The sequence below is a fragment of the Streptomyces sp. NPDC052236 genome, from assembly GCF_044548015.1.
GTDB lineage: Bacteria > Actinomycetota > Actinomycetes > Streptomycetales > Streptomycetaceae > Streptomyces.
In genome coordinates, this window is the sequence record NZ_JBIUBL010000030.1 from 28886 (window position 1) to 46808 (window position 17923).

16 protein-coding genes and 1 pseudogene are annotated in these 17923 nt (G+C 70.9%); 3 read left to right on the forward strand and 14 right to left on the reverse strand.

Annotated features, from left to right (window positions below):
- Positions 1–21 precede the first annotated feature (21 nt).
- The 5 genes and pseudogenes from ACIHCQ_RS36165 to mshD form a co-directional block, all read right to left on the reverse strand.
- Entirely contained in the window at positions 22–504 is a 483-nt protein-coding gene (locus tag ACIHCQ_RS36165; protein ID WP_399672312.1) for an NUDIX hydrolase, read from the reverse strand.
- Positions 501–1637 (reverse strand): hypothetical protein, encoded by a 1137-nt coding sequence (locus ACIHCQ_RS36170; RefSeq protein WP_399672465.1) that lies wholly within the window; start codon positions 1635–1637, stop codon positions 501–503. Before ACIHCQ_RS36170 ends, ACIHCQ_RS36165 begins: the two co-directional genes overlap by 4 nt.
- 459 nt (positions 1638–2096) lie before the next feature.
- Positions 2097–2387, reverse strand: a pseudogene (locus ACIHCQ_RS36175) (CHAD domain-containing protein); the annotation flags it as partial.
- 73 nt (positions 2388–2460) lie between these two features.
- The gene (locus ACIHCQ_RS36180) at positions 2461–4701 is read right to left on the reverse strand and encodes an RNA degradosome polyphosphate kinase (protein ID WP_399672314.1); all 2241 of its coding nucleotides are present in this window, start codon (positions 4699–4701) and stop codon (positions 2461–2463) included.
- A gap of 1018 nt (positions 4702–5719) precedes the next feature.
- The gene (mshD, locus tag ACIHCQ_RS36185; RefSeq protein WP_399672316.1) at positions 5720–6643 is read right to left on the reverse strand and encodes a mycothiol synthase; all 924 of its coding nucleotides are present in this window, start codon (positions 6641–6643) and stop codon (positions 5720–5722) included.
- Positions 6644–6849: 206 nt separating this feature from the next.
- On the opposite strand from mshD, the gene ACIHCQ_RS36190 reads away from it, so the two are divergent.
- Complete coding sequence (locus ACIHCQ_RS36190) at positions 6850–8670, forward strand: bifunctional metallophosphatase/5'-nucleotidase (protein WP_399672318.1); 1821 nt, start codon at positions 6850–6852, stop codon at positions 8668–8670.
- Positions 8671–8783: 113 nt separating this feature from the next.
- Positions 8784–9653, forward strand: coding sequence for a phosphatidylinositol-specific phospholipase C (locus tag ACIHCQ_RS36195; RefSeq protein ID WP_399672320.1), 870 nt, complete (start codon positions 8784–8786; stop codon positions 9651–9653).
- 15 nt (positions 9654–9668) lie between these two features.
- On the opposite strand, the gene ACIHCQ_RS36200 is transcribed toward ACIHCQ_RS36195, so the two are convergent.
- From ACIHCQ_RS36200 to ACIHCQ_RS36210, 3 genes are all read right to left on the reverse strand, one after another.
- Positions 9669–11120 carry a sensor histidine kinase gene (locus ACIHCQ_RS36200; RefSeq protein WP_399672322.1) on the reverse strand — a complete coding sequence of 484 codons (1452 nt, stop codon included), beginning with the start codon at positions 11118–11120 and terminating at the stop codon, positions 9669–9671.
- The gene (locus ACIHCQ_RS36205) at positions 11117–11833 is read right to left on the reverse strand and encodes a response regulator transcription factor (protein WP_399672324.1); all 717 of its coding nucleotides are present in this window, start codon (positions 11831–11833) and stop codon (positions 11117–11119) included. Before ACIHCQ_RS36205 ends, ACIHCQ_RS36200 begins: the two co-directional genes overlap by 4 nt.
- 72 nt (positions 11834–11905) lie before the next feature.
- Positions 11906–13063 (reverse strand): trypsin-like peptidase domain-containing protein, encoded by a 1158-nt coding sequence (locus ACIHCQ_RS36210; protein ID WP_399672326.1) that lies wholly within the window; start codon positions 13061–13063, stop codon positions 11906–11908.
- Positions 13064–13356: 293 nt separating this feature from the next.
- On the opposite strand from ACIHCQ_RS36210, the gene ACIHCQ_RS36215 reads away from it, so the two are divergent.
- Positions 13357–13719 (forward strand): DsrE family protein, encoded by a 363-nt coding sequence (locus ACIHCQ_RS36215; RefSeq protein ID WP_399672328.1) that lies wholly within the window; start codon positions 13357–13359, stop codon positions 13717–13719.
- Positions 13720–13740: 21 nt separating this feature from the next.
- Here ACIHCQ_RS36215 and ACIHCQ_RS36220 read toward each other — a convergent pair whose 3' ends face one another.
- The 6 genes from ACIHCQ_RS36220 to ACIHCQ_RS36245 all read right to left on the reverse strand — a co-directional run bounded on the left by ACIHCQ_RS36220 (position 13741) and on the right by ACIHCQ_RS36245 (position 17901).
- On the reverse strand, positions 13741–13998 hold the full coding sequence (locus tag ACIHCQ_RS36220) for a DUF3099 domain-containing protein (protein WP_399672330.1): 258 nt from the start codon (positions 13996–13998) through the stop codon (positions 13741–13743).
- Positions 13999–14079: 81 nt separating this feature from the next.
- The gene (locus tag ACIHCQ_RS36225) at positions 14080–14367 is read right to left on the reverse strand and encodes a DUF1416 domain-containing protein (RefSeq protein ID WP_399672332.1); all 288 of its coding nucleotides are present in this window, start codon (positions 14365–14367) and stop codon (positions 14080–14082) included.
- Between the two features lie 66 nt (positions 14368–14433).
- Positions 14434–15273, reverse strand: a complete 840-nt coding sequence (locus ACIHCQ_RS36230; protein ID WP_399672334.1) for a sulfurtransferase — start codon at positions 15271–15273, stop codon at positions 14434–14436.
- Between the two features lie 426 nt (positions 15274–15699).
- Complete coding sequence (locus ACIHCQ_RS36235; RefSeq protein WP_399672336.1) at positions 15700–16449, reverse strand: DUF2993 domain-containing protein; 750 nt, start codon at positions 16447–16449, stop codon at positions 15700–15702.
- Positions 16450–16565: 116 nt separating this feature from the next.
- Positions 16566–17636, reverse strand: coding sequence for a hypothetical protein (locus ACIHCQ_RS36240; RefSeq protein WP_399672338.1), 1071 nt, complete (start codon positions 17634–17636; stop codon positions 16566–16568).
- A 10-nt stretch (positions 17637–17646) separates the two neighbouring features.
- Positions 17647–17901 (reverse strand): MoaD/ThiS family protein, encoded by a 255-nt coding sequence (locus ACIHCQ_RS36245; RefSeq protein ID WP_399672340.1) that lies wholly within the window; start codon positions 17899–17901, stop codon positions 17647–17649.
- Positions 17902–17923: the final 22 nt, after the last annotated feature.

Here is a 17923-nt window from a genome sequence, read left to right on the forward strand (position 1 = left end):
GAGGTGAACCGTGTTGGGCGGCTAGGTGCCTGTGTCTCTGCCGGTCTCTCTGCCGGTGCGTGGATGGAGGGTGGAGAGGAGGGCGGTGACCAGTTCCCGGTCCCTGGTTTGGGTCAGTCGGGCGCGGGCGGCGGCGGGCGGCAGCCACGCCATCCGGTCCACTTCGCGGTTCGGGACGAAGGCGCCGCCGGTGGCCTCGGCGGCCCAGTAGCGGACCTCCTTGGGGCGGCCGTCGACCGTGTACCGGACGGTGGGCAGCTCCGGGCCCAGGTCGGCGGTCATGCCGGTCTCTTCGCGGACTTCGCGGAGGGCGGCGTGCGGGTGGTCTTCGTACGGCTTGAGCTTGCCTTTGGGGTGGGACCAGTCTGACCACTTGGGCCGGTGGACGAGGGCGAGTTCGATCTCGTCGCAGTCGCGGTCGTCGGCGTGGGCGCCGTTGCCGGGTGTTGGTGCGCGCCGCCACAACACGCACCCAGCCGCCAGCACGGTCTCGTCGTCCCTCATCGGTCCGCCGCCCTCCGGGGCCACACCTGCTGGAAGGCAAAGCGCGCGGCCTCGACCTCGTGCCGCTGATCGGCGTGGAGGACGCCGAGGGCGTACGCGGTGGCCGGGGCGATCCGCGGCGTACGGGCGGCGGCGGCGGCAGCGGTGGCGGCAGCGGCGGCGTCGCGATGCCGGTCGAGGACGAGGCCGGCGTGCCCCAGCACGGGGTCGACGGCCGGGTCCGCCTGCGGTCGCAGCACCTCCTGGGCGTACCGGTGCAGTCTCAGGAGCAGTCGTACGTGGTGCCAGGGGGCGTCCTGGGCCTCCCCGGCGGACTCGGCGGCGAGGCCGTGCACAAGGGCTTCGGCGTTGTACGGGTGCGCCGCGCGGCCGAGCGGCAGCGCGTCCACGGCATCGAGCAGCCGGTGCTCGGCCAGCTGGGCGGGCAGCGCGAGGGCCTCGGTGGAGGCGTCGGCCAGGGAATTGAGCGGCAGCTCCGAGGCGAGCACGGCGACGGAGTCGGCGACCGCGTGAAAGCGGGCGGAGCCGAGGGCCTGCAACGCGGCGGAATGCGCCCGGGTCCGCGCAAGGCTGAGCTGACGCTCCAACAGGGCCCCGGCGCGCGCGGCGCCTACGGTGAGGGCTCCGGTGACCCGGGAGGCTTCGCCACTGCGTGCGGAGGCGGCACGGGGGCCGCCGGGGCGGGTGCCGAGTTTGGTGGAGTCGCCCGCGGTGCCGGGACCGGCTGGGTTACCCGGGCCGCGAGGGGCCGCCTGGTCACCGGAACTGCCAGACCTGGCGGGGGTGCCGAGCTTGCCGACCGCGCCCGGCGCGTGGGCGCGGCCGGGATCGCCGAGCGTGGCCAGGCTGTCCGCGCCGCCGTGGCCGTGGGGGGCGACGCGGCCGGTCGGGTTGCCCATGGTGCCGAGGTCGCCGGGTGCGCCCGGGCTGCCCGGGGCAGCCGGTTCGCCGGAACCGGCAGGTGTGCCGAGGATGCCGGGAGCGCCCGGGGCGTCGGTGCCGCCAGGGCCGACGGGGCTGACCGTTATGCCGAGATGCCCGGAAACGCCCGGGGTGCCGGGAGCGCCTGGCGGGCCGCTGTGGTCGCCCGTGCTTTGGCCGAGGGGGGCGTCGGTACCGGTCGGGTTACCCATGGTGCCGTGGTCGGCGGAGCCGCCGGAGCCGCCCGGACGACGACCCAGCCCGCTGGAGCCGCTCAAGCCGCCCGGGGCGGTGAGTTCGCCCGAGTTCCCGGAATCGGCGGGTGCGCCGAGCGTGCCGAGATCGCCCGGGGGGTCGGAGCCGCTCGGGGTGCCGAGCCCTTCAAGGTCGCCGGGGTTGACCGTTATGCCGAGGTGGCTGGAGCTGGAGCCGTCTGGTTTGCCCAGGGTGCCGTGGTGGCCCGAGCCGCTCACACTGCCCGTGTCGCCCTGGTCGTGAGGGGCGCCGTGCCCGCCGGGAGCCCCCAGGGTGCCGGAGCCATCCGGATTGCCCAGCTCGTTGCCGTCGCCCAGGCCGGCGGGTGCGCCCGGGGCGCCGTGGCCCCCCGTCCCGCCCGTCCCGCCCGCGCCGCCCCTCGGTGGCGGCAGCGGCGTCGAACCCGAGAGCCGGGACAACGCGTCAAGCACTCGCGCGATGCGCGCCGCATACGCGTGTTCCTGGGCCAGGGTGGACGAGAGCCACGACAGTTCCGTGCGCAGGTCGTCCGCCCAGACCGGGTCCAGCAGCGGACGGAACGTGTGCAGCGTGCCGCCTATACGCCGGGACGCCTGCCGCAGCGCGTGGGTCGCCTCCAGCACCCCCGCCGTATCCGCGCCGCTCTCCCCGTGCAGCCGCAGACTCCGCAGGAAGTCCCCCGCCCGCGCATGCAGATACCGGGCCAGAGCCTCACCCGCCGTGTCCATGACCGGGTCCTGCCGTGAGCCCCGAGGGCCCCGCGAGGCCGTCCGGGTCGTCGTCCGGGACAGATGGGACAGATCAGGGCTGTGCACGCCGGCGCCTCCGGGCGTCTATGAGCATCTCCTGTACATGCCGCAGCGGCTGGCCATCCCCGTCCGCGGAGTGCCTCGTCCACGAACCGTCCGCCTCCAGATGCCACGACGACGTGCCGTCCGACATCCCCGCCTCCAGCATCCGGGTGATCGCCGCCCGGTGCGCCGGGTCGATCACCCGTACCAGCGCCTCGATACGGCGGTCCAGATTCCGGTGCATCATGTCCGCGCTGCCGAACCACACTTCCGGCTCACCGCCGTTGCCGAACGAGAAGACCCGGGAGTGCTCCAGGAAGCGCCCGAGTATGGACCGCACCCGGATGTTCTCCGAGAGACCGGTGACCCCGGGGCGCAGCGCGCAGATCCCGCGTACCCAGATGTCCACCGGTACGCCCGCCATCGCCGCCCGGTAGCAGGCGTCGATGATCGCCTCGTCCACCATCGAGTTGACCTTGATGCGTACGTACGCGGGCCGTCCCGCACGATGGTGCGCGACCTCCTTGTTGATGCGCGCGATCAGACCGTCGCGCAGCGACTTGGGCGCCACCAGGAGCCTGCGGTACGTCTCGCGCCGCGAGTACCCCGACAGCCTGTTGAACAGGTCCGAGAGGTCCGCGCCGACCTGCGGGTCCGCCGTCAGCAGCCCCAGGTCCTCGTACAGCCTCGCTGTCTTCGGGTGGTAGTTGCCGGTCCCGACATGCGAGTACCGGCGCAGCGTGTCGCCCTCCTGGCGGACCACCAGCGACAGCTTGCAGTGGGTCTTGAGCCCCACCAGCCCGTAGACGACATGGCAGCCGGACTCCTCCAGCTTGCGCGCCCACTTGATGTTCGCCTGCTCGTCGAAGCGGGCCTTGATCTCGACGAGTACGAGCACCTGCTTGCCCGACTCGGCGGCGTCGATCAGCGCGTCCACGATCGGGGAGTCGCCGCTCGTCCGGTACAGCGTCTGCTTGATCGCCAGCACGTCCGGGTCGGCCGCGGCCTGTTCCAGGAAGGCCTGGACGGACGTCGAGAACGAGTCGTACGGATGGTGCAGCAGTACGTCCCGCTCACGCAGCGCCAGGAAAATATCGGGCGCGGACGCCGACTCCACCTCGGCCAGGTCCCGGTGCGTGCCCGCCACGAACTTCGGGAACTTCAGGTCGGGCCGCTGGTCCATCGACGCGATCCTGAAGAGCCCGGTCAGGTCCAGCGGCCCGGGCAGCGGGTACACCTCGGCGTCGGACATCTTCAGCTCGCGGACCAGCAGATCCAGGACGTACGGGTCTATCGACTCCTCGACCTCCAGCCGCACCGGCGGACCGAAGCGGCGCCGCATGAGCTCCTTCTCCAGGGCCTGGAGAAGGTTCTCGGCGTCGTCCTCCTCGACCTCCAGGTCCTCGTTCCTCGTCACCCGGAACATGTGGTGCGCCAGCACCTCCATCCCCGGGAAGAGCTCTTCGAGGTGCGCGGCGATGACGTCTTCGAGGGGGACGTACCGCTGCGGCGACGCCTCCAGGAAGCGGGAGAGCAGCGGCGGGACCTTCACCCGGGCGAAGTGGCGGTGGCCGCTGACCGGGTTGCGTACGACGACCGCGAGGTTCAGGGAGAGGCCCGAGATATACGGGAAGGGGTGCGCCGGGTCGACCGCCAGCGGCGTCAGGACCGGGAAGATCCGCTGCCGGAACAGCGTGAAGAGGCGGGCCTGCTCCTTCTCGGTGAGCTCCGGCCAGCGGATGAGATGGATGCCCTCGTCGGCGAGCGCCGGGGCGATGTCCTGCTGGTAGCAGGCGGCGTGCCGGGCCATGAGCTCTCGGGAACGGGACCAGATCAGGTCCAGGACCTCGCGGGGCTGGAGACCGGACGCGGACCGGGTGGCGACACCCGTCGCGATACGGCGCTTGAGGCCGGCGACGCGGACCATGAAGAACTCGTCCAGGTTCGACGCGAAGATCGCGAGGAAGTTGGCCCGTTCGAGGAGGGGCGTCGCGGGGTCCTCGGCAAGCTCCAGAACCCGCTCGTTGAACGCGAGCCAGCTGCGCTCCCGGTCCAGGAAACGGCCCTGGGGCAGCTCGGCGCCGCCGCCCTCGTGCTCTTCCTCGTAACCGTCGAGATCGGCATCGAGGTCGGGCTCAAGATCTGACACGGTGGCCGCGACGGTGTGCGTCCGGTGCGCGGCGATGGTACCGACGGACGGCTGGGGGTGCTGGACCGGTACCTCGGCTGCGTTCGCTGCGTGCTGGCTCATGGGCCCATTGTTCCGCGCGGAGGGGGTCACTGGCGCGTCGGAGAGGGCTGGAGTAAGGGGGATTTTGCCGTTGGGGGAGGCGGGCACAGCAGGCTGCATTGAGTGAGGGTCGCAAGGGTTTCTGAATGCGGGGTAACAACGACATGACGTGGGAGGAAGCGGGGAGGGGCCTGCGGGGGTCGGGTGCCGGGCGGGCGCCCGGCGTGGGCCGTATGCCGGGGCCGTACGGGCGGCTCGTGTGGCCGCCCCGGGCGCGTGGGGCCGGTCCCGTACGCGGGGATCGTGCGGGCGGTTCGCGTAGCCGTGCGCGGCCCTTGCGCCCGGATCCTGCGGGCGGTTCGCGCGGACGTGCGCGGACCGTACGGGCGGGTCGCGCGGCTGTACCCGGCCCGTACGCGGGCGGTCGTCCCCGACCGTACGGCGGCCCGTGCGCGGTCGGCTCGGCCCATACCCGCCCGTACCCGGCAGTCCGCAGGCCGTACCCGGCGGTTGTCTCTGACCGTACGGCGGCCCGTACCCGGCCCGTACCCGGCCCGTAGGCCTGGCCGGGCCCGTCACACCCCTGCCGGTACGCGGCCGTCCGCAGGCCGCACCTGTTGGTCCTCGCTGTACCCGGCCCGTACCCGGCCCGTAGGCCTGGCCGGGCCCGTTACCGCCCCTGCCGGTATGCGGCCCGTCCGCAGGCCGTACCTGGTCGTTGTCCTCGCTGTACGCGGTGCGCGCGCGGCCCGTACCCGGGCGGTTGTCCTTGACCGCGTACAGCGGCCCGTACCCGGCAGTCCGCAGGCCGAACCCGGCGGTTGTCCTCGACCGTACGGCGGCCCGTACCCCGGCCCGCCCGCAGGCCGTCCCCGGCCCCGTAGCCCAGGCCACGCCCGTTACCGCCCCTGCCGGTACGCGGCCCGTCCGCAGGTCTTACCTCGCCGTTGTCCACGCCCTACGCAGTGCGCGCGGCCCTACCCAGCCGCACCGGGGGCCGTAGCCGACCGCCGGAGCGGTCAGCCCCCGTCAGGCCCCGTTACGTCTCCGTCCGGTACATCAGGTCCACCTCATGCGTGGCGAAGCCGAGCCGTTCGTACACCCTCAGCGCCGCCGGGTTGTCCGCGTCCACGTACAGCATCGCCGTCGTCAGGCCCTGCGCTGCCAAGTGGCGCAGTCCGACCGCCGTGAGCGCCCTGCCCAGGCCGCCCCCCTGGGCGTCCGGCCGGATGCCCAGGACGTAGACCTCGCCGAGGTGCTCCTCCGCGTGCACCTTCGTCCAGTGGAAGCCGATCAGCTCCTCGCCCCGCTCCGCGAGGAAGAAGCCCTTCGGGTCGAACCACGGCTCGGCCTTGCGGTCGTCCAGGTCCCGTTGCGTCAGGGAGCCCTGCTCGGGGTGGTGCGCGAAGGCCGCCGCGTTTACGGCCAGCCAGGCCGCGTCGTCCTCGCCGGGCACGAAGGTGCGTACGGTCACGCCCTCCGGGAACACCGGCTCGGGGATGTCCAGCGGGCTCAACGGCCTCCGCAGCTGGCGCAGTTCACGGAACAGGGTCAGCCCGAGCACCTGCGCCAGATGGCGGGCCGCGGACTTTCCGCCGTGCGCCCACACCCGCAGCCGCTTCCCGGACGCCGCCAGCAACGCCATGCCCAGCGCCCGCCCGTGCCCGCGCCCCCGGTGCGAGGGATGCACGACCAGTTCGGCGGCCGGGGCCTCGACCGGGTCGGTGTCCTCCAGCTGCGCGTAGCCGAGCAGCTCGCCGCCGACCGTGAGCAGGAGATGCCGTACGCCCTCCCGCTTCCCGCCGCGCAGCTGCAGCCGCCCCTGCTCGGACACGGCCTGCATCCCATCGGCGCGCGTGGCCGCGGCGAGCATGTCCAGCACGGCGCCGGCCTGATCGGCGGAGAGCTCGTCAAGGGTCTCGATCTGCCGTCCGGGCTCCGGAAACACCGAGTCAGTGGTCATGCGTCGAGGGTACGGCGGAGGGCGGCGCCCACGGGCACTGCCCGGGCGGCATTTCGCGCGGGTGCCATTTCGCGCCGCCGCACCCCGCGAAGTACCGCCCGTTCGGGCCGAAGCAACCAGGTCGTAACACGTACCCCCCTGTCGCGCTACGCGCGTTGACTCTAGGCTGCCGCTCGACAAGGGCACAGAGGGACATGAGGGGACAGATGTCACCGACACAACAGAAGAACCGCGCGGCCCGGCGGACCCGGCGGCTGCTCGCCGCCGCCGCGGGCGTGGCCACCGCCGGCGCGCTCGTCGCCGCGCTGCCCGCCGCCGCCACCGGCAGCCAGAGCCAGGGCGACCGCCACAAGCCCTCGCGCACCGTCGATGTGCAGCTGCTCTCCTTCAACGACCTGCACGGCAACCTGGAGCCGCCGGCCGGCTCCGCCGGGAACGTCACCGAGCACCAGGCCGACGGCACCACCAAGACGATTCCCGCCGGTGGCGTGGAGTACCTGGCGACCTCGCTGCGCACCGCGCGCAAGGGCAACCCGTACTCCATCACCGCCGCGGGCGGCGACATGATCGGCGCCAGCCCGCTGCTCTCCGGGCTCTTCCACGACGAGCCGACCATCGAGGCGCTGAACAAGATCGACCTCGATGTGTCGGCCGTAGGCAACCACGAGTTCGACGAGGGCGCGCTCGAACTGGCCCGTATGCAGAACGGCGGCTGCCACCCGGTCGAGGGCTGCTACGAGAAGGACACCGAGTTCAAGGGCGCGGACTTCCCCTACCTCGCCGCCAACGTCACCAGCGAGAAGACCGGCCGCCCGATCCTCAAGCCGTACACGGTCTGGGAGAAGAACGGCGTCAGGATCGGCTTCATCGGGGTGACCCTGGAGGGCACGCCGGACATCGTCACGGCCAACGGCGTCAAGGGCCTGAAGTTCCACGACGAGATCGCGACGGTCAACAAGTACGCCCGTGAGCTGGAGCGCAAGGGCGTGAAGTCGATCGTCGCGCTGATCCACGAGGGTGGCGCCCCGGCCTCGACGGCGTACAACTACGACTGCGACTCGCCGGGCGCCGGTGACGGGATCTCCGGGCCGATCGTCGACATCGCCAAGGGCATCTCCCCGCAGGTGGACGCGCTGGTGACCGGCCACACCCACCAGGCGTACGCGTGCACGATCCCGGACCCGTCCGGCAAGCCGCGCACGGTGACCTCGGCAGCCGCGTTCGGCAAGCTCTACACGGACACCACGCTCACCTACGACCGCCGGACACGCGACATCGTCCGTACGTCGGTGAAGTCCGCGAACCACATCGTCAGGCGCGACCAGCCGAAGGCCGCGGACATGACCTCGCTCATCGCGCGCTGGAACGTACTGGCCGCGCCGGTCGCGAACCGGCCGCAGGGCTGGATCTCCGCCGACATCAACGGGCGCGGCTCGACGGCGCCCGAGAAGCCGCTCGGCAACCTGATCGCGGACGCGCAGCTGGCGGGTCTTGCCCCGGCGGACAAGGGCGGCGCGCAGATCGCGTTCATGAACCCGGGCGGGATCAGGTCCGACCTGGTCTTCAAGGCGTCCGGGAGCGAGGGCGACGGGGTGGTGACGTACGGCGAGGCGTTCACCGTGCAGCCGTTCACCAACATGATGAACGTCGTCGACCTGACCGGCGCCCAGCTGATCACCATGCTCCAGCAGCAGGTGAGCGGCGGTAACGAGGCGTCGACGAAGATCCTCCAGGTGTCGAAGGGCTTCACGTACACCCTGGACCTGACGAAGACGGGCGCTGCCCGGATCGATGTCGCCTCGGTGAAGCTGGACGGCGTGGCGCTCGACCCGGCGAAGACCTACCGGGTTGCGATGAACGAGTTCCTGGCGGGCGGCGGCGACGGTTTCGCCGTGCTGAAGGAGCACACGAACAAGCTGGTCGGCGCGTCCGACCTGGATCTCTTCAACGAGTACCTGGCGGCGAACTCGACGGCGGACAAGCCGATCGCGCCGCCGGCCACGGGCCGGATCACGGTCGTGCAGTAACAGCGGTAGCAGTGGCCAGTACGTGAGTGAGTGGGGCGGTGGGCAACAGCCTGCCGCCCCACCGCCGTTGCACCCTGGCGGCGTTTGACGTGACCCCGCCATACTGCCTGACCATGGACCGACGGAGCTTTCTCGCGGGCGCGGCAGCTGTCTCCGCCACCGCCCTCATCACCGCACCGGGCGCCCTCGCCGCGCCGCAGCGCACCCTGGCCGCGCAGGACTGGATGGCGGGCGCAGGCGACTCCACCGCCCTCGCGCGGCTGACGATTCCCGGGACCCACAACTCCGGCACGCGCTTCGGCGGACTGTGGACGGAGTGTCAGAACACCACCATCGCCGACCAGCTGAACAGCGGCATCCGGTTCCTGGACGTACGCTGCCGGGTCACCGGCGACTCGTTCGCCATCCACCACGGCGCGTCCTACCAGAACCTGATGTTCGGCGATGTGCTCATCGCCTGCCGTGACTTCCTTGCCGCGCATCCCTCCGAGACGGTACTGATGCGGGTCAAGCAGGAGTACTCGGAGGACAGCGACGCCACCTTCCGCCGCATCTTCGATCTGTACCTGGACGGCAAGGGCTGGCGTCCGCTCTTCCGGATCGGCGCCGGACTGCCGACGCTGGGCCAGGCGCGCGGCAAGGTGGTCCTCCTCGCCGACAACGGCGGGCTGCCCGGCGTCCGGTACGGGGACGGGAACCTCTTCGACATCCAGGACGACTACATGGCCGAGCCAGGGGCCAAATACCCCAAGATCGAGACGCACTTCCGCAAGGCGGCGCAGCAGCCCGGCAAGCTGTACGTCAATTACGTGTCCACCGCGGCCCTGCTGCCGCCGCGCTGGAACTCGGACCGGCTGAACCCCCGGGTCCACTCCTTCGTCGACGGGGCCGAGGCGGGCGGCTGGAAGGGGCTGGGCATCGTGCCGATGGATTACCCCAACATCCGGGCCGGGCTTGTCGACGCACTGATCCGCCACAACTGAGTCAGCGCAACTGAGTCAGGGAGTGGCCGGCGGCGGGGTCGCCGCCCCCGGGAGCCGGATCACCGCGCGCGTACCGCCGCCCGGCGCGGGCCCGAGCGCGATCTCGCCGCCCGCCTGCTGCACTGTACGGGCCACGATCGACAGTCCGAGCCCCGAGCCCGGCAGGGCGCGCGCGGACGGCGAGCGCCAGAAGCGTTCGAAGACGTGCGGGAGATCCTCGGCGGGAATGCCGGGGCCGTGATCCCGTACCGTCAGCTCGCCGCGTCGCAGAGCCACCTCGACCGTCCCGCCCGGCGGCGAGAACTTCACCGCGTTGTCCAGGACGTTGACCACCGCCCGCTCCAGCGCGGCCGGTTCCGCCCGTACGTACCAGGGCTCCAGCTCGGCCGTGAAGGTGAGCTCGGGGCCGCGCAGCCGCGCCCGGTCCAGTGCGGTCTCGGCGATCTCGTGCAGGGCGACGACCTTCAACGGGCCGTGGCCGACGGCGTCGGGCCGGGAGAGCTCCTGCAGGTCGCCGATGAGCGCGGCGAGTTCGGTCATCTGCGCCTTGACCGATGCCATCAGCGCCGCACGGTCGGCGGGCGGGATGGCCCGGCCGGTCGCGTCGCTGCGCACGAGCAGCTCGATGTTCGTACGCAGGGAGGTCAGCGGCGTACGCAGCTCGTGCCCGGCGTCGGCGATCAGCTGCGCCTGCCGGTCGCGGGAGGTGGCGAGCGCGGCGGTCATGGAGTTGAAGGAGCGGGACAGGCGGGCGATCTCGTCCTCGCCCTCGACGGGGATGCGTACGGTCAGATCCTCGGTACGGGCGACGTGCTCGACGGCTCCGGTGAGCCGGTCGACCGGCTTCAGCCCGGTCCGCGCGATCCACAGGCCGGCGGCGCCCGCGCCGAGTACGCCGATGCCGGCGAGGGCGGTCAGGAGCAGGGCGAGCCGGTTCAGGGACGTGTCGATCTCAGTCAGGGGACGCGAGACCGAGACGGCGATCAGCGGCGATCGCGGGTCGACATTGAGAGCGCGGACGTCGAAGGGTCTGGCGTCGATCAGCTCCGTGTGGACGCGTACCTCAACACCCTGCTCCGTGGTCGAGTTGTGCAGGGTCTCGGAGGTGGTGCCGTTCGCGACGTCGATGTCCTCTTGCTGGACCTTCACGGGCTGCGAGTACGGATCGACACAGGCCTCGCCGCTGGGAGCGACGACCTGGATATAGGCGAAGCCGGCGCCCGGCGTGGATTCGCTCGGGGGATTGAGACATGTGTCCAGCGCCTGTCGCACCGAACCGAATGGCGCGCTGCTGTTCTCCAGCGAGGTGTCGAGCTCGTTGTGCAGCTGGGCGCTGGTCAGCAGCCAGGCGGCGACGGACACGGCGGCGACGGCGACCGCGACGGCCGTGGTGACCAGCAGGGCCAGCCGGGAGCGCAGCGGCAGCGTACGGAACGACCTGCGGTGGTTCTGGGGCTGACTGCTCACCCCTCACCGCCTCCGGTACGCAGGACGTACCCCACCCCGCGCACCGTGTGGACCAGGCGCGGCTCACCGGCCGCCTCCGTCTTGCGGCGCAGATACATCACGTACACATCCAGTGAATTCGAACTCGGCTCGAAGTCGAAACCCCACACCGCCTTGAGGATCTGCTCACGGGTGAGCACCTGGCGCGGGTGCGCCAGGAACATTTCCAGCAGCGTGAACTCCGTACGGGTCAGCTCGACGCGGCGCGTACCGCGGGTGACCTCGCGGGTGGCCAGATCCATCCGCAGATCGGCGAAGGCCAGCACGTCGTCGTCGGTGGCCGCGTCCGCGGCGGCGGCGTACGAACTGCGCCGCAGCAGCGCCCGGACCCGGGCGAACAGCTCGTCCAGCTCGAACGGCTTGACCAGATAGTCGTCGGCGCCCGCGTCCAGGCCCGTTACGCGGTCGCCGACGGTGTCGCGCGCGGTCAGCATCAGGATCGGCACCTTCGATCCGGCGGAGCGCAGCCGGCGGGCGGCGGTCAGGCCGTCCATCCGGGGCATCTGGATGTCGAGGACGATCAGATCGGGCGCGTACGCCTCGGCACGGGCGAGCGCGTCGACGCCGTCGACGGCGACCTCGGTGCCGTAGCCCTCGAAGGCGAGACTGCGCTGGAGTGCCTCGCGCACGGCGGGTTCGTCGTCGACGATCAGGATGCGCTCGGCGCTGGTCATCTGCGGTCTCTTTCGGTCCGGGGACGTCGGTTCCGGGGCCCAGCCTCGCATGGGCCGAGCCCCGTACGGGGGCTAGCTGTCGCCGCCGTCGCGCAGACTGCCGAGGTCGCTCTTGACGGTGTTGACCGGGATGGCGAAGCCGAGGCCGACGCTGCCCGCGGTGGAGCTGGATGCCGCGCTGGGCGAGTACATCGCGGAGTTGATGCCGATGATCTCGCCGTTCATGTTGATGAGCGCGCCACCGGAGTTGCCGGGGTTGAGCGAGGCGTCCGTCTGGAGGGCCTTGTACGTGGTCTTGGAGGAGCCGGTGTCGCCGTTGAACTGCTGCCCGCCGAACTCGAAGGGCCAGTTGCCGCCGCCCTGCTGCTGTTGTTGTTGCTGCTGTTGGCCTTCGTCCTTCGCGACGGTGACATCGCGGTCGAGCGCGGAGACGATTCCGCTGGTCACGGTGCCGGTCAGCCCCTCGGGCGAGCCGATGGCGACGACCTCGTCACCGACCTTGACCTTGCTGGAGTCGCCGAGAGTCGCTGCCTTGAGGCCGCTGGCGCCCTCCAGCTTGATGAGGGCGAGGTCCTTGTCCGGGGCGGCGCCGACGAGCTTGGCGGTGTACGTCTTGCCGTCGCTGAGCTGGACCTTGATGGAGTCGGCGCCGGAGACGACGTGGTTGTTGGTGACGATCTCGCCGCCCGAGGTGATGATCACCCCGGAGCCGGTGGCCTCTCCGGCGGTGGAGGTCGCGTTGATCTCGACGATGCTGGGCGAGACGGCCTGCGCGACTCCGGCGACGGTGCCGTTGCTGCTCTGCGAGACGGTGGTGCCGGTGACGGAGGTGGCGGCGGCGCTGCCGGTGTCGCCGTTGTCGACGTACTGCTGCACGAGGGCGGAGGCGCCACCCCCGACGACGGCGGCGATGAGCGCGACGGCGGCGAGGAGGGCGACGGGGCGCTTGGCGCGGGCGCGGTGGGGTGCGGGTGCGGGTGCGTGTCCGGGGCCGGGTGCGGCGTCGGGTGTGCCGGCCTGTACGACGCCACCGGGGGGCTGGTACCCCGCGCCACCGTCGCCCGGCCACACGGTGGCGGGCGCGGTGTGCCCTTCCGGCCCGGTGGGCCCAGTGGGCGCGGTGGGCGCGGTGGGCCCGAAGGGGGGCGGGGGCGGGTAGTCGCCGGCGCCCGTGCTGTACGGCTGCTGCTGGTTGCCCTCTTCGCCGCTTCGGCGGTAGTAGTCGCTCATGGCAACGACTGTCGGCGTTGTAGATGAGAGGGGCCTGAGGAGGCCCTAAGAAGCCCAACAGAAGCGTGTATGCGGCAAATAAGGGCTGCGGGGTTGCTCTCCCCCACCCCGCCCGTTTCCTTGACTGAGGGCTGCACCCCAGACCCCTGGGGGAGGGTTCGTGTGGGCTGACGCCCCCACACCCCCGTGCGGCAGCTTCGCGCCATCGCCTAGCAGGAAGCCACCCAGACGGTCCAACGACCGTGGCAAGAATCCCTGGACTTTAGGCCAGGGAGCACGTCAAAGTTCCGCACATGGCCAAGAAACTCGTTATCAAGGTGACCGCCGGAGCCGACGCGCCCGAGCGCTGCTCGCAGGCCTTTACGGTGGCGGCCGTCGCCGTGGCCAGTGGCGTGCAGGTCTCGCTCTGGCTGACCGGCGAGTCCGCGTGGTTCGCGCTGCCGGGCCGTGCGGCCGAGTTCGAACTGCCGCATGCCGCGCCGCTGCCCGACCTGATCGAGGCGATCCGGGTGGGCGGGCAGATCACCCTCTGCACGCAGTGCGCGGCCCGGCGCGACATCGGGGAGAAGGACGTACTGGAGGGCGTACGGATCGCGGGCGCGCAGGTCTTCGTCAGCGAAAGCCTGGCGGACGACGTCCAGGCGCTCGTCTACTGACGGCTGCTGAGGCTGCTGGGGCTACTGACGACGCTTGCCGTCCAGCTCGTCCCACCACTCGTCCGACTTCGGGTCCCCCGAGGGATCGTCCCACCAGCGGTCGTCCGGCCCGCGCGCATTGCCGACCATCGCGGCGATCGGCGGGATGACCATGGCGACAACACACATGCCGACGGCCACGGGGACCGACCAGAGCCGCACGAATGCCCAGGCGGAGACGAAGAGAAAAACGCAACCGCCCATCAGCAGGAAATACCGGCGCCGACGCCGCGCGTACATGCCTCCAGCGTACGGCTGAAGGGCCGCACCCCCCAGGGCGAATTCCAGGGGTGCGGCCCTTCAGCCGGTGTTCACCAGTGTTCAGACCGCGATGGCGACCTCGGCCAGGCCGCCCTGCTCCGCGACGACCGTACGGTCCGCCGTGCCGCCCGGGACGAGCGCGCGCACCGTCCACGTGCCCTCGGCCGCGTAGAAGCGGAACTGTCCGGTGGCCGAGGTCGGGACCTCGGCGGTGAACTCGCCGGTCGAGTCCAGCAGACGGACGTAACCGGTGACGGGCTGGCCGTCACGCGTCACGCTGCCCTGGATGGTCGTCTCACCGGGCTTGATCGTCGAGGCGTCGGGGCCGCCGGCCTGTGCTCCACACATAAAACTGGTCCTTCCGGTCGGAGAAGTCGAGAAAGTCGAGAGGTCTGAGAAGTCGGAGACGGAGGCTTACTTGTTGGCGCCGAGCTCGATCGGCACACCCACCAGGGAGCCGTACTCGGTCCACGAACCGTCGTAGTTCTTGACGTTCTCGACGCCGAGCAGCTCGTGCAGCACAAACCAGGTGAGCGCGGAACGCTCACCGATGCGGCAGTACGCGATGGTGTCCTTCGCGAGGTCCACCTGCTCGGTCTCGTAGAGCTCCTTGAGCTCGTCGTCCGATTTGAAGGTGCCGTCGTCGTTGGCGTTCTTCGACCACGGGATGTTGCGGGCGCTCGGGATGTGGCCGGGGCGCTGCGACTGCTCCTGCGGGAGGTGCGCCGGGGCGAGGAGCTTGCCGGAGAACTCGTCGGGCGAGCGCACGTCGACCAGGTTCAGCGTGCCGATGGCCGCCACCGCGTCGTCGCGGAAGGCGCGGATCGAGGTGTCCTGAGCCTTGGCCTTGTACTCGGTGGCGGGGCGCTCGGGGACGGCGTCGACCAGGTCGCGGGAGTCCAGCTCCCACTTCTTGCGGCCGCCGTCGAGCAGCTTCACGCTGTCGTGGCCGTAGAGCGTGAAGTACCAGTAGGCGTAGGAGGCGAACCAGTTGTTGTTGCCGCCGTAGAGGACGACGGTCGTGTCGTTCGCGATGCCCTTCGCCGACAGGAGCTTCTCGAAGCCCTCCTGGTCGATGAAGTCACGGCGGACCGGGTCCTGAAGGTCCTTGGTCCAGTCGATGCGGATCGCGTTCTTGATGTGGTTCTTCTCGTACGCGGAGGTGTCTTCGTCGACCTCCACGATCGCGACCTTGGGGTCGTCGATGTGGGCCTCGACCCAGTCGGCGTCTACCAGGACATCGCTGCGGCTCATGCGGTTTCTCCTCCGGGGCAGTGTGCGGCGGGTGGTGCGAAGCAGGGGTGGGTGTGCGGATACGCGGAATGCGCGGCGTACAGGCACGGGTTGCCCTGACAAGAGTCGAAGGGCCGGGATACGGGAGTCGGGCTCCCGCTCAGACAGTGCGACAGAGCATGGCAGCGACACGGCACAGGTCTACTGCCCGCCGCTTCGTGAGATCTGCCTGTCCCCGCTGTCGGAGACCGCTAATAGAGCACTGCATGCGTCGATCGTAGGGACGACCCGGCCACCATGTCACCGGCGTGTCGGATATTGAGACGCGATCATCCACATTATGGGACGATGCTCCGGCCGAGTCGCCGCCGTGACCGCCGACAGGGCTCCGGTTTCTGCTTACCGGACACCGGCGTCTCACCATACGGTCGTCAGCCCGTACGACCGTCAGCTGGTCAGGGACACGTTCTGCCCCGTGCCGGAGAACCGCAGTCCCGCGTCCGTCGCCTCCACCTTGTCCAGCTTGACGCTCGACGGCATTCCGGCGATCTCCAGGTCGTAGTCCACAATCTCGCGCAGCCGGTCCTCCATGCCCGGACCCGGCAGCTTCGGCAGCGTCACAGCCTTCAGCTGGACCGTGCTGCCATCCCTGAGGACGACCGTGCTGTACGCGTCGATCGTGCTGTCGCCGAGCTCTTCCTTGATGCTGCCGGGGACCGGGATGCCCGCGCCTTCCAGCAGCTCGACGGCCGGACCGGTGACCTTGACCTGGCCCTTGGCTGCCCGCTCGGCGCCCGCGTAGCTGACGGTGGCGCCTTCGGGCGCGGCCTTCGTCAGGTCCGCGTACGAGATCCGGGCGGAGCCGTCGGCCTGGTCCGCGACGGCGGAGGAGAAGGAGCTGTTGATCCGCACCGCGCGCAGCTGCGCCTCGACCTCGGTGACGTTGACCGAGCGGCCGTCGGCGGTGGCGGTGATGCCCGCGAGGCTGACATCGACCTCGTCGAGTTCCTTGCCCATGACCTGGGTGAGGAAGGGGAAGCCCTTGATGGAGATCTCCGGGGTCGAGCTCAGCCCCTGACTGGTCTTGATCTTGTCGGCCGCCTGGGACTCGGCCATGTTCACCGCGATTCGGTCCGCGGCGACGAAGATGCCGCCCAGTACCACAGCGACTATCAGCAGTATTCGCAGTGCTCGCATTGGATTGGGGTCCCCCACCTTGGGTCTGTCAGGCCGTCGGCCCTGCTAATGATCGACGTGGGGCCGGAAGCTTTGGTTCCTGGCCCGGTCGCGCGGTACGTCACACCAGGGGTACGTCACACCAGGGCGCGGCCGATCAGATAGACCACCGGAGCCGCGGCGGTCAGCGGCAGCGCCACGCCCGCCGTCATGTGGACGAAGCGGGACGGGTAGTCGTAGCTCGCCGCCCGCAGCCCGATCAGCGCGCAGCCACCGGCCGCCGCGCCGAGCAGCGCGCCCGAGGCCCCGATGTCGTTCAGGCCACCGGCCGCGATGCCCGCACCGGCGGCGGCCAGCAGCGCCAGGACGACGGATACGACACCCGGCAGCGGCAGCGCGCGGGCGACGACGGCCACGGCGACCGCGATCGCGCCGACCACCACGGCGTCGCTCTCGGCCGCGAGGTGTCCGGTCGCGAGGATGGCGAGGGCGGCCGACGCGACGGTCGCCATCAGTCCGCTCATCCGCTCGTCCGCACCCGCCCGGCTGCGCAGTTGCAGTACGAGGATGAGCAGCACCCAGACACCGAGCGTGCCGACGATCGCGGCGGGGGCGTTCTCGCGGCCGACGGCGAGCAGTACGGCATCGGCGGCGAGGCCGCCCGCGAAGGCGAGCGCGATGCCCTGCCGGGCGGGCCACATGCCGTTCAGCCGGAACCAGCCCGCGGCGGTGACGGCCTGGAGCAGGACGAGCGGTACGAGCAGGGCGTACGGGCCGATTGCCGCGCCGCCCGCGAGCAGCAGGGACAGGGCGGCGGTCAGCCCGGCGGGCTGCATGCCGGGCGCGATGATCGGCGAACGTCCCTCGGCGCGGGCGCGCTGGGCGGCGGTCAGCCGGGCGTTTCCGGAGGTGGTGGGCGCGCTGTACCCGTCGGGGACGGCGGCGGGGTCGGCCGGCGGCGGAATCACGGGAAGAGCCGGTTCGTACACTGCCTGGGCCGACGGCGGATACGGATTGGCGTTGGCCGACGCGGCGGGCTGGTACTGGGTGTCCCAGGTCTCGCCCTGCCAGGTCTGGGCGGCGGCGTCCTGGTACGGCTGTTGCTGCTGTTGCTGCCCGTACTGATCCGGGTACTCACCCTGATACGGCTGCTGTTGCGGCGGCTGCTGCTGCCCGTACGGATACGGATACTGCTGATCGCTGCTCATGATCTGCGGTTCATCCTCCTGCGAACGGCGGGAGCACCTCGACCGTGCCGCCCTCGGCAAGCCGTACCGTCTCATGGCCGCGGGTCCCCACGGGCGCGCCGTCGACTATGAACGAACACCGCTGCAGGACACGCGCCAGGTCACCGGGGTGCCGTTCACGCACCACGTCGAGCGCATCCGCGAGCGTCACCGCGGCATAAGACTCCTCCGCGATCCCGGCCGCCGCCTTGGCCGCGGCCCAGTAGCGGATGGTTCCCGCTGCCATGTCCGCACTCCTTTCGTCTGCC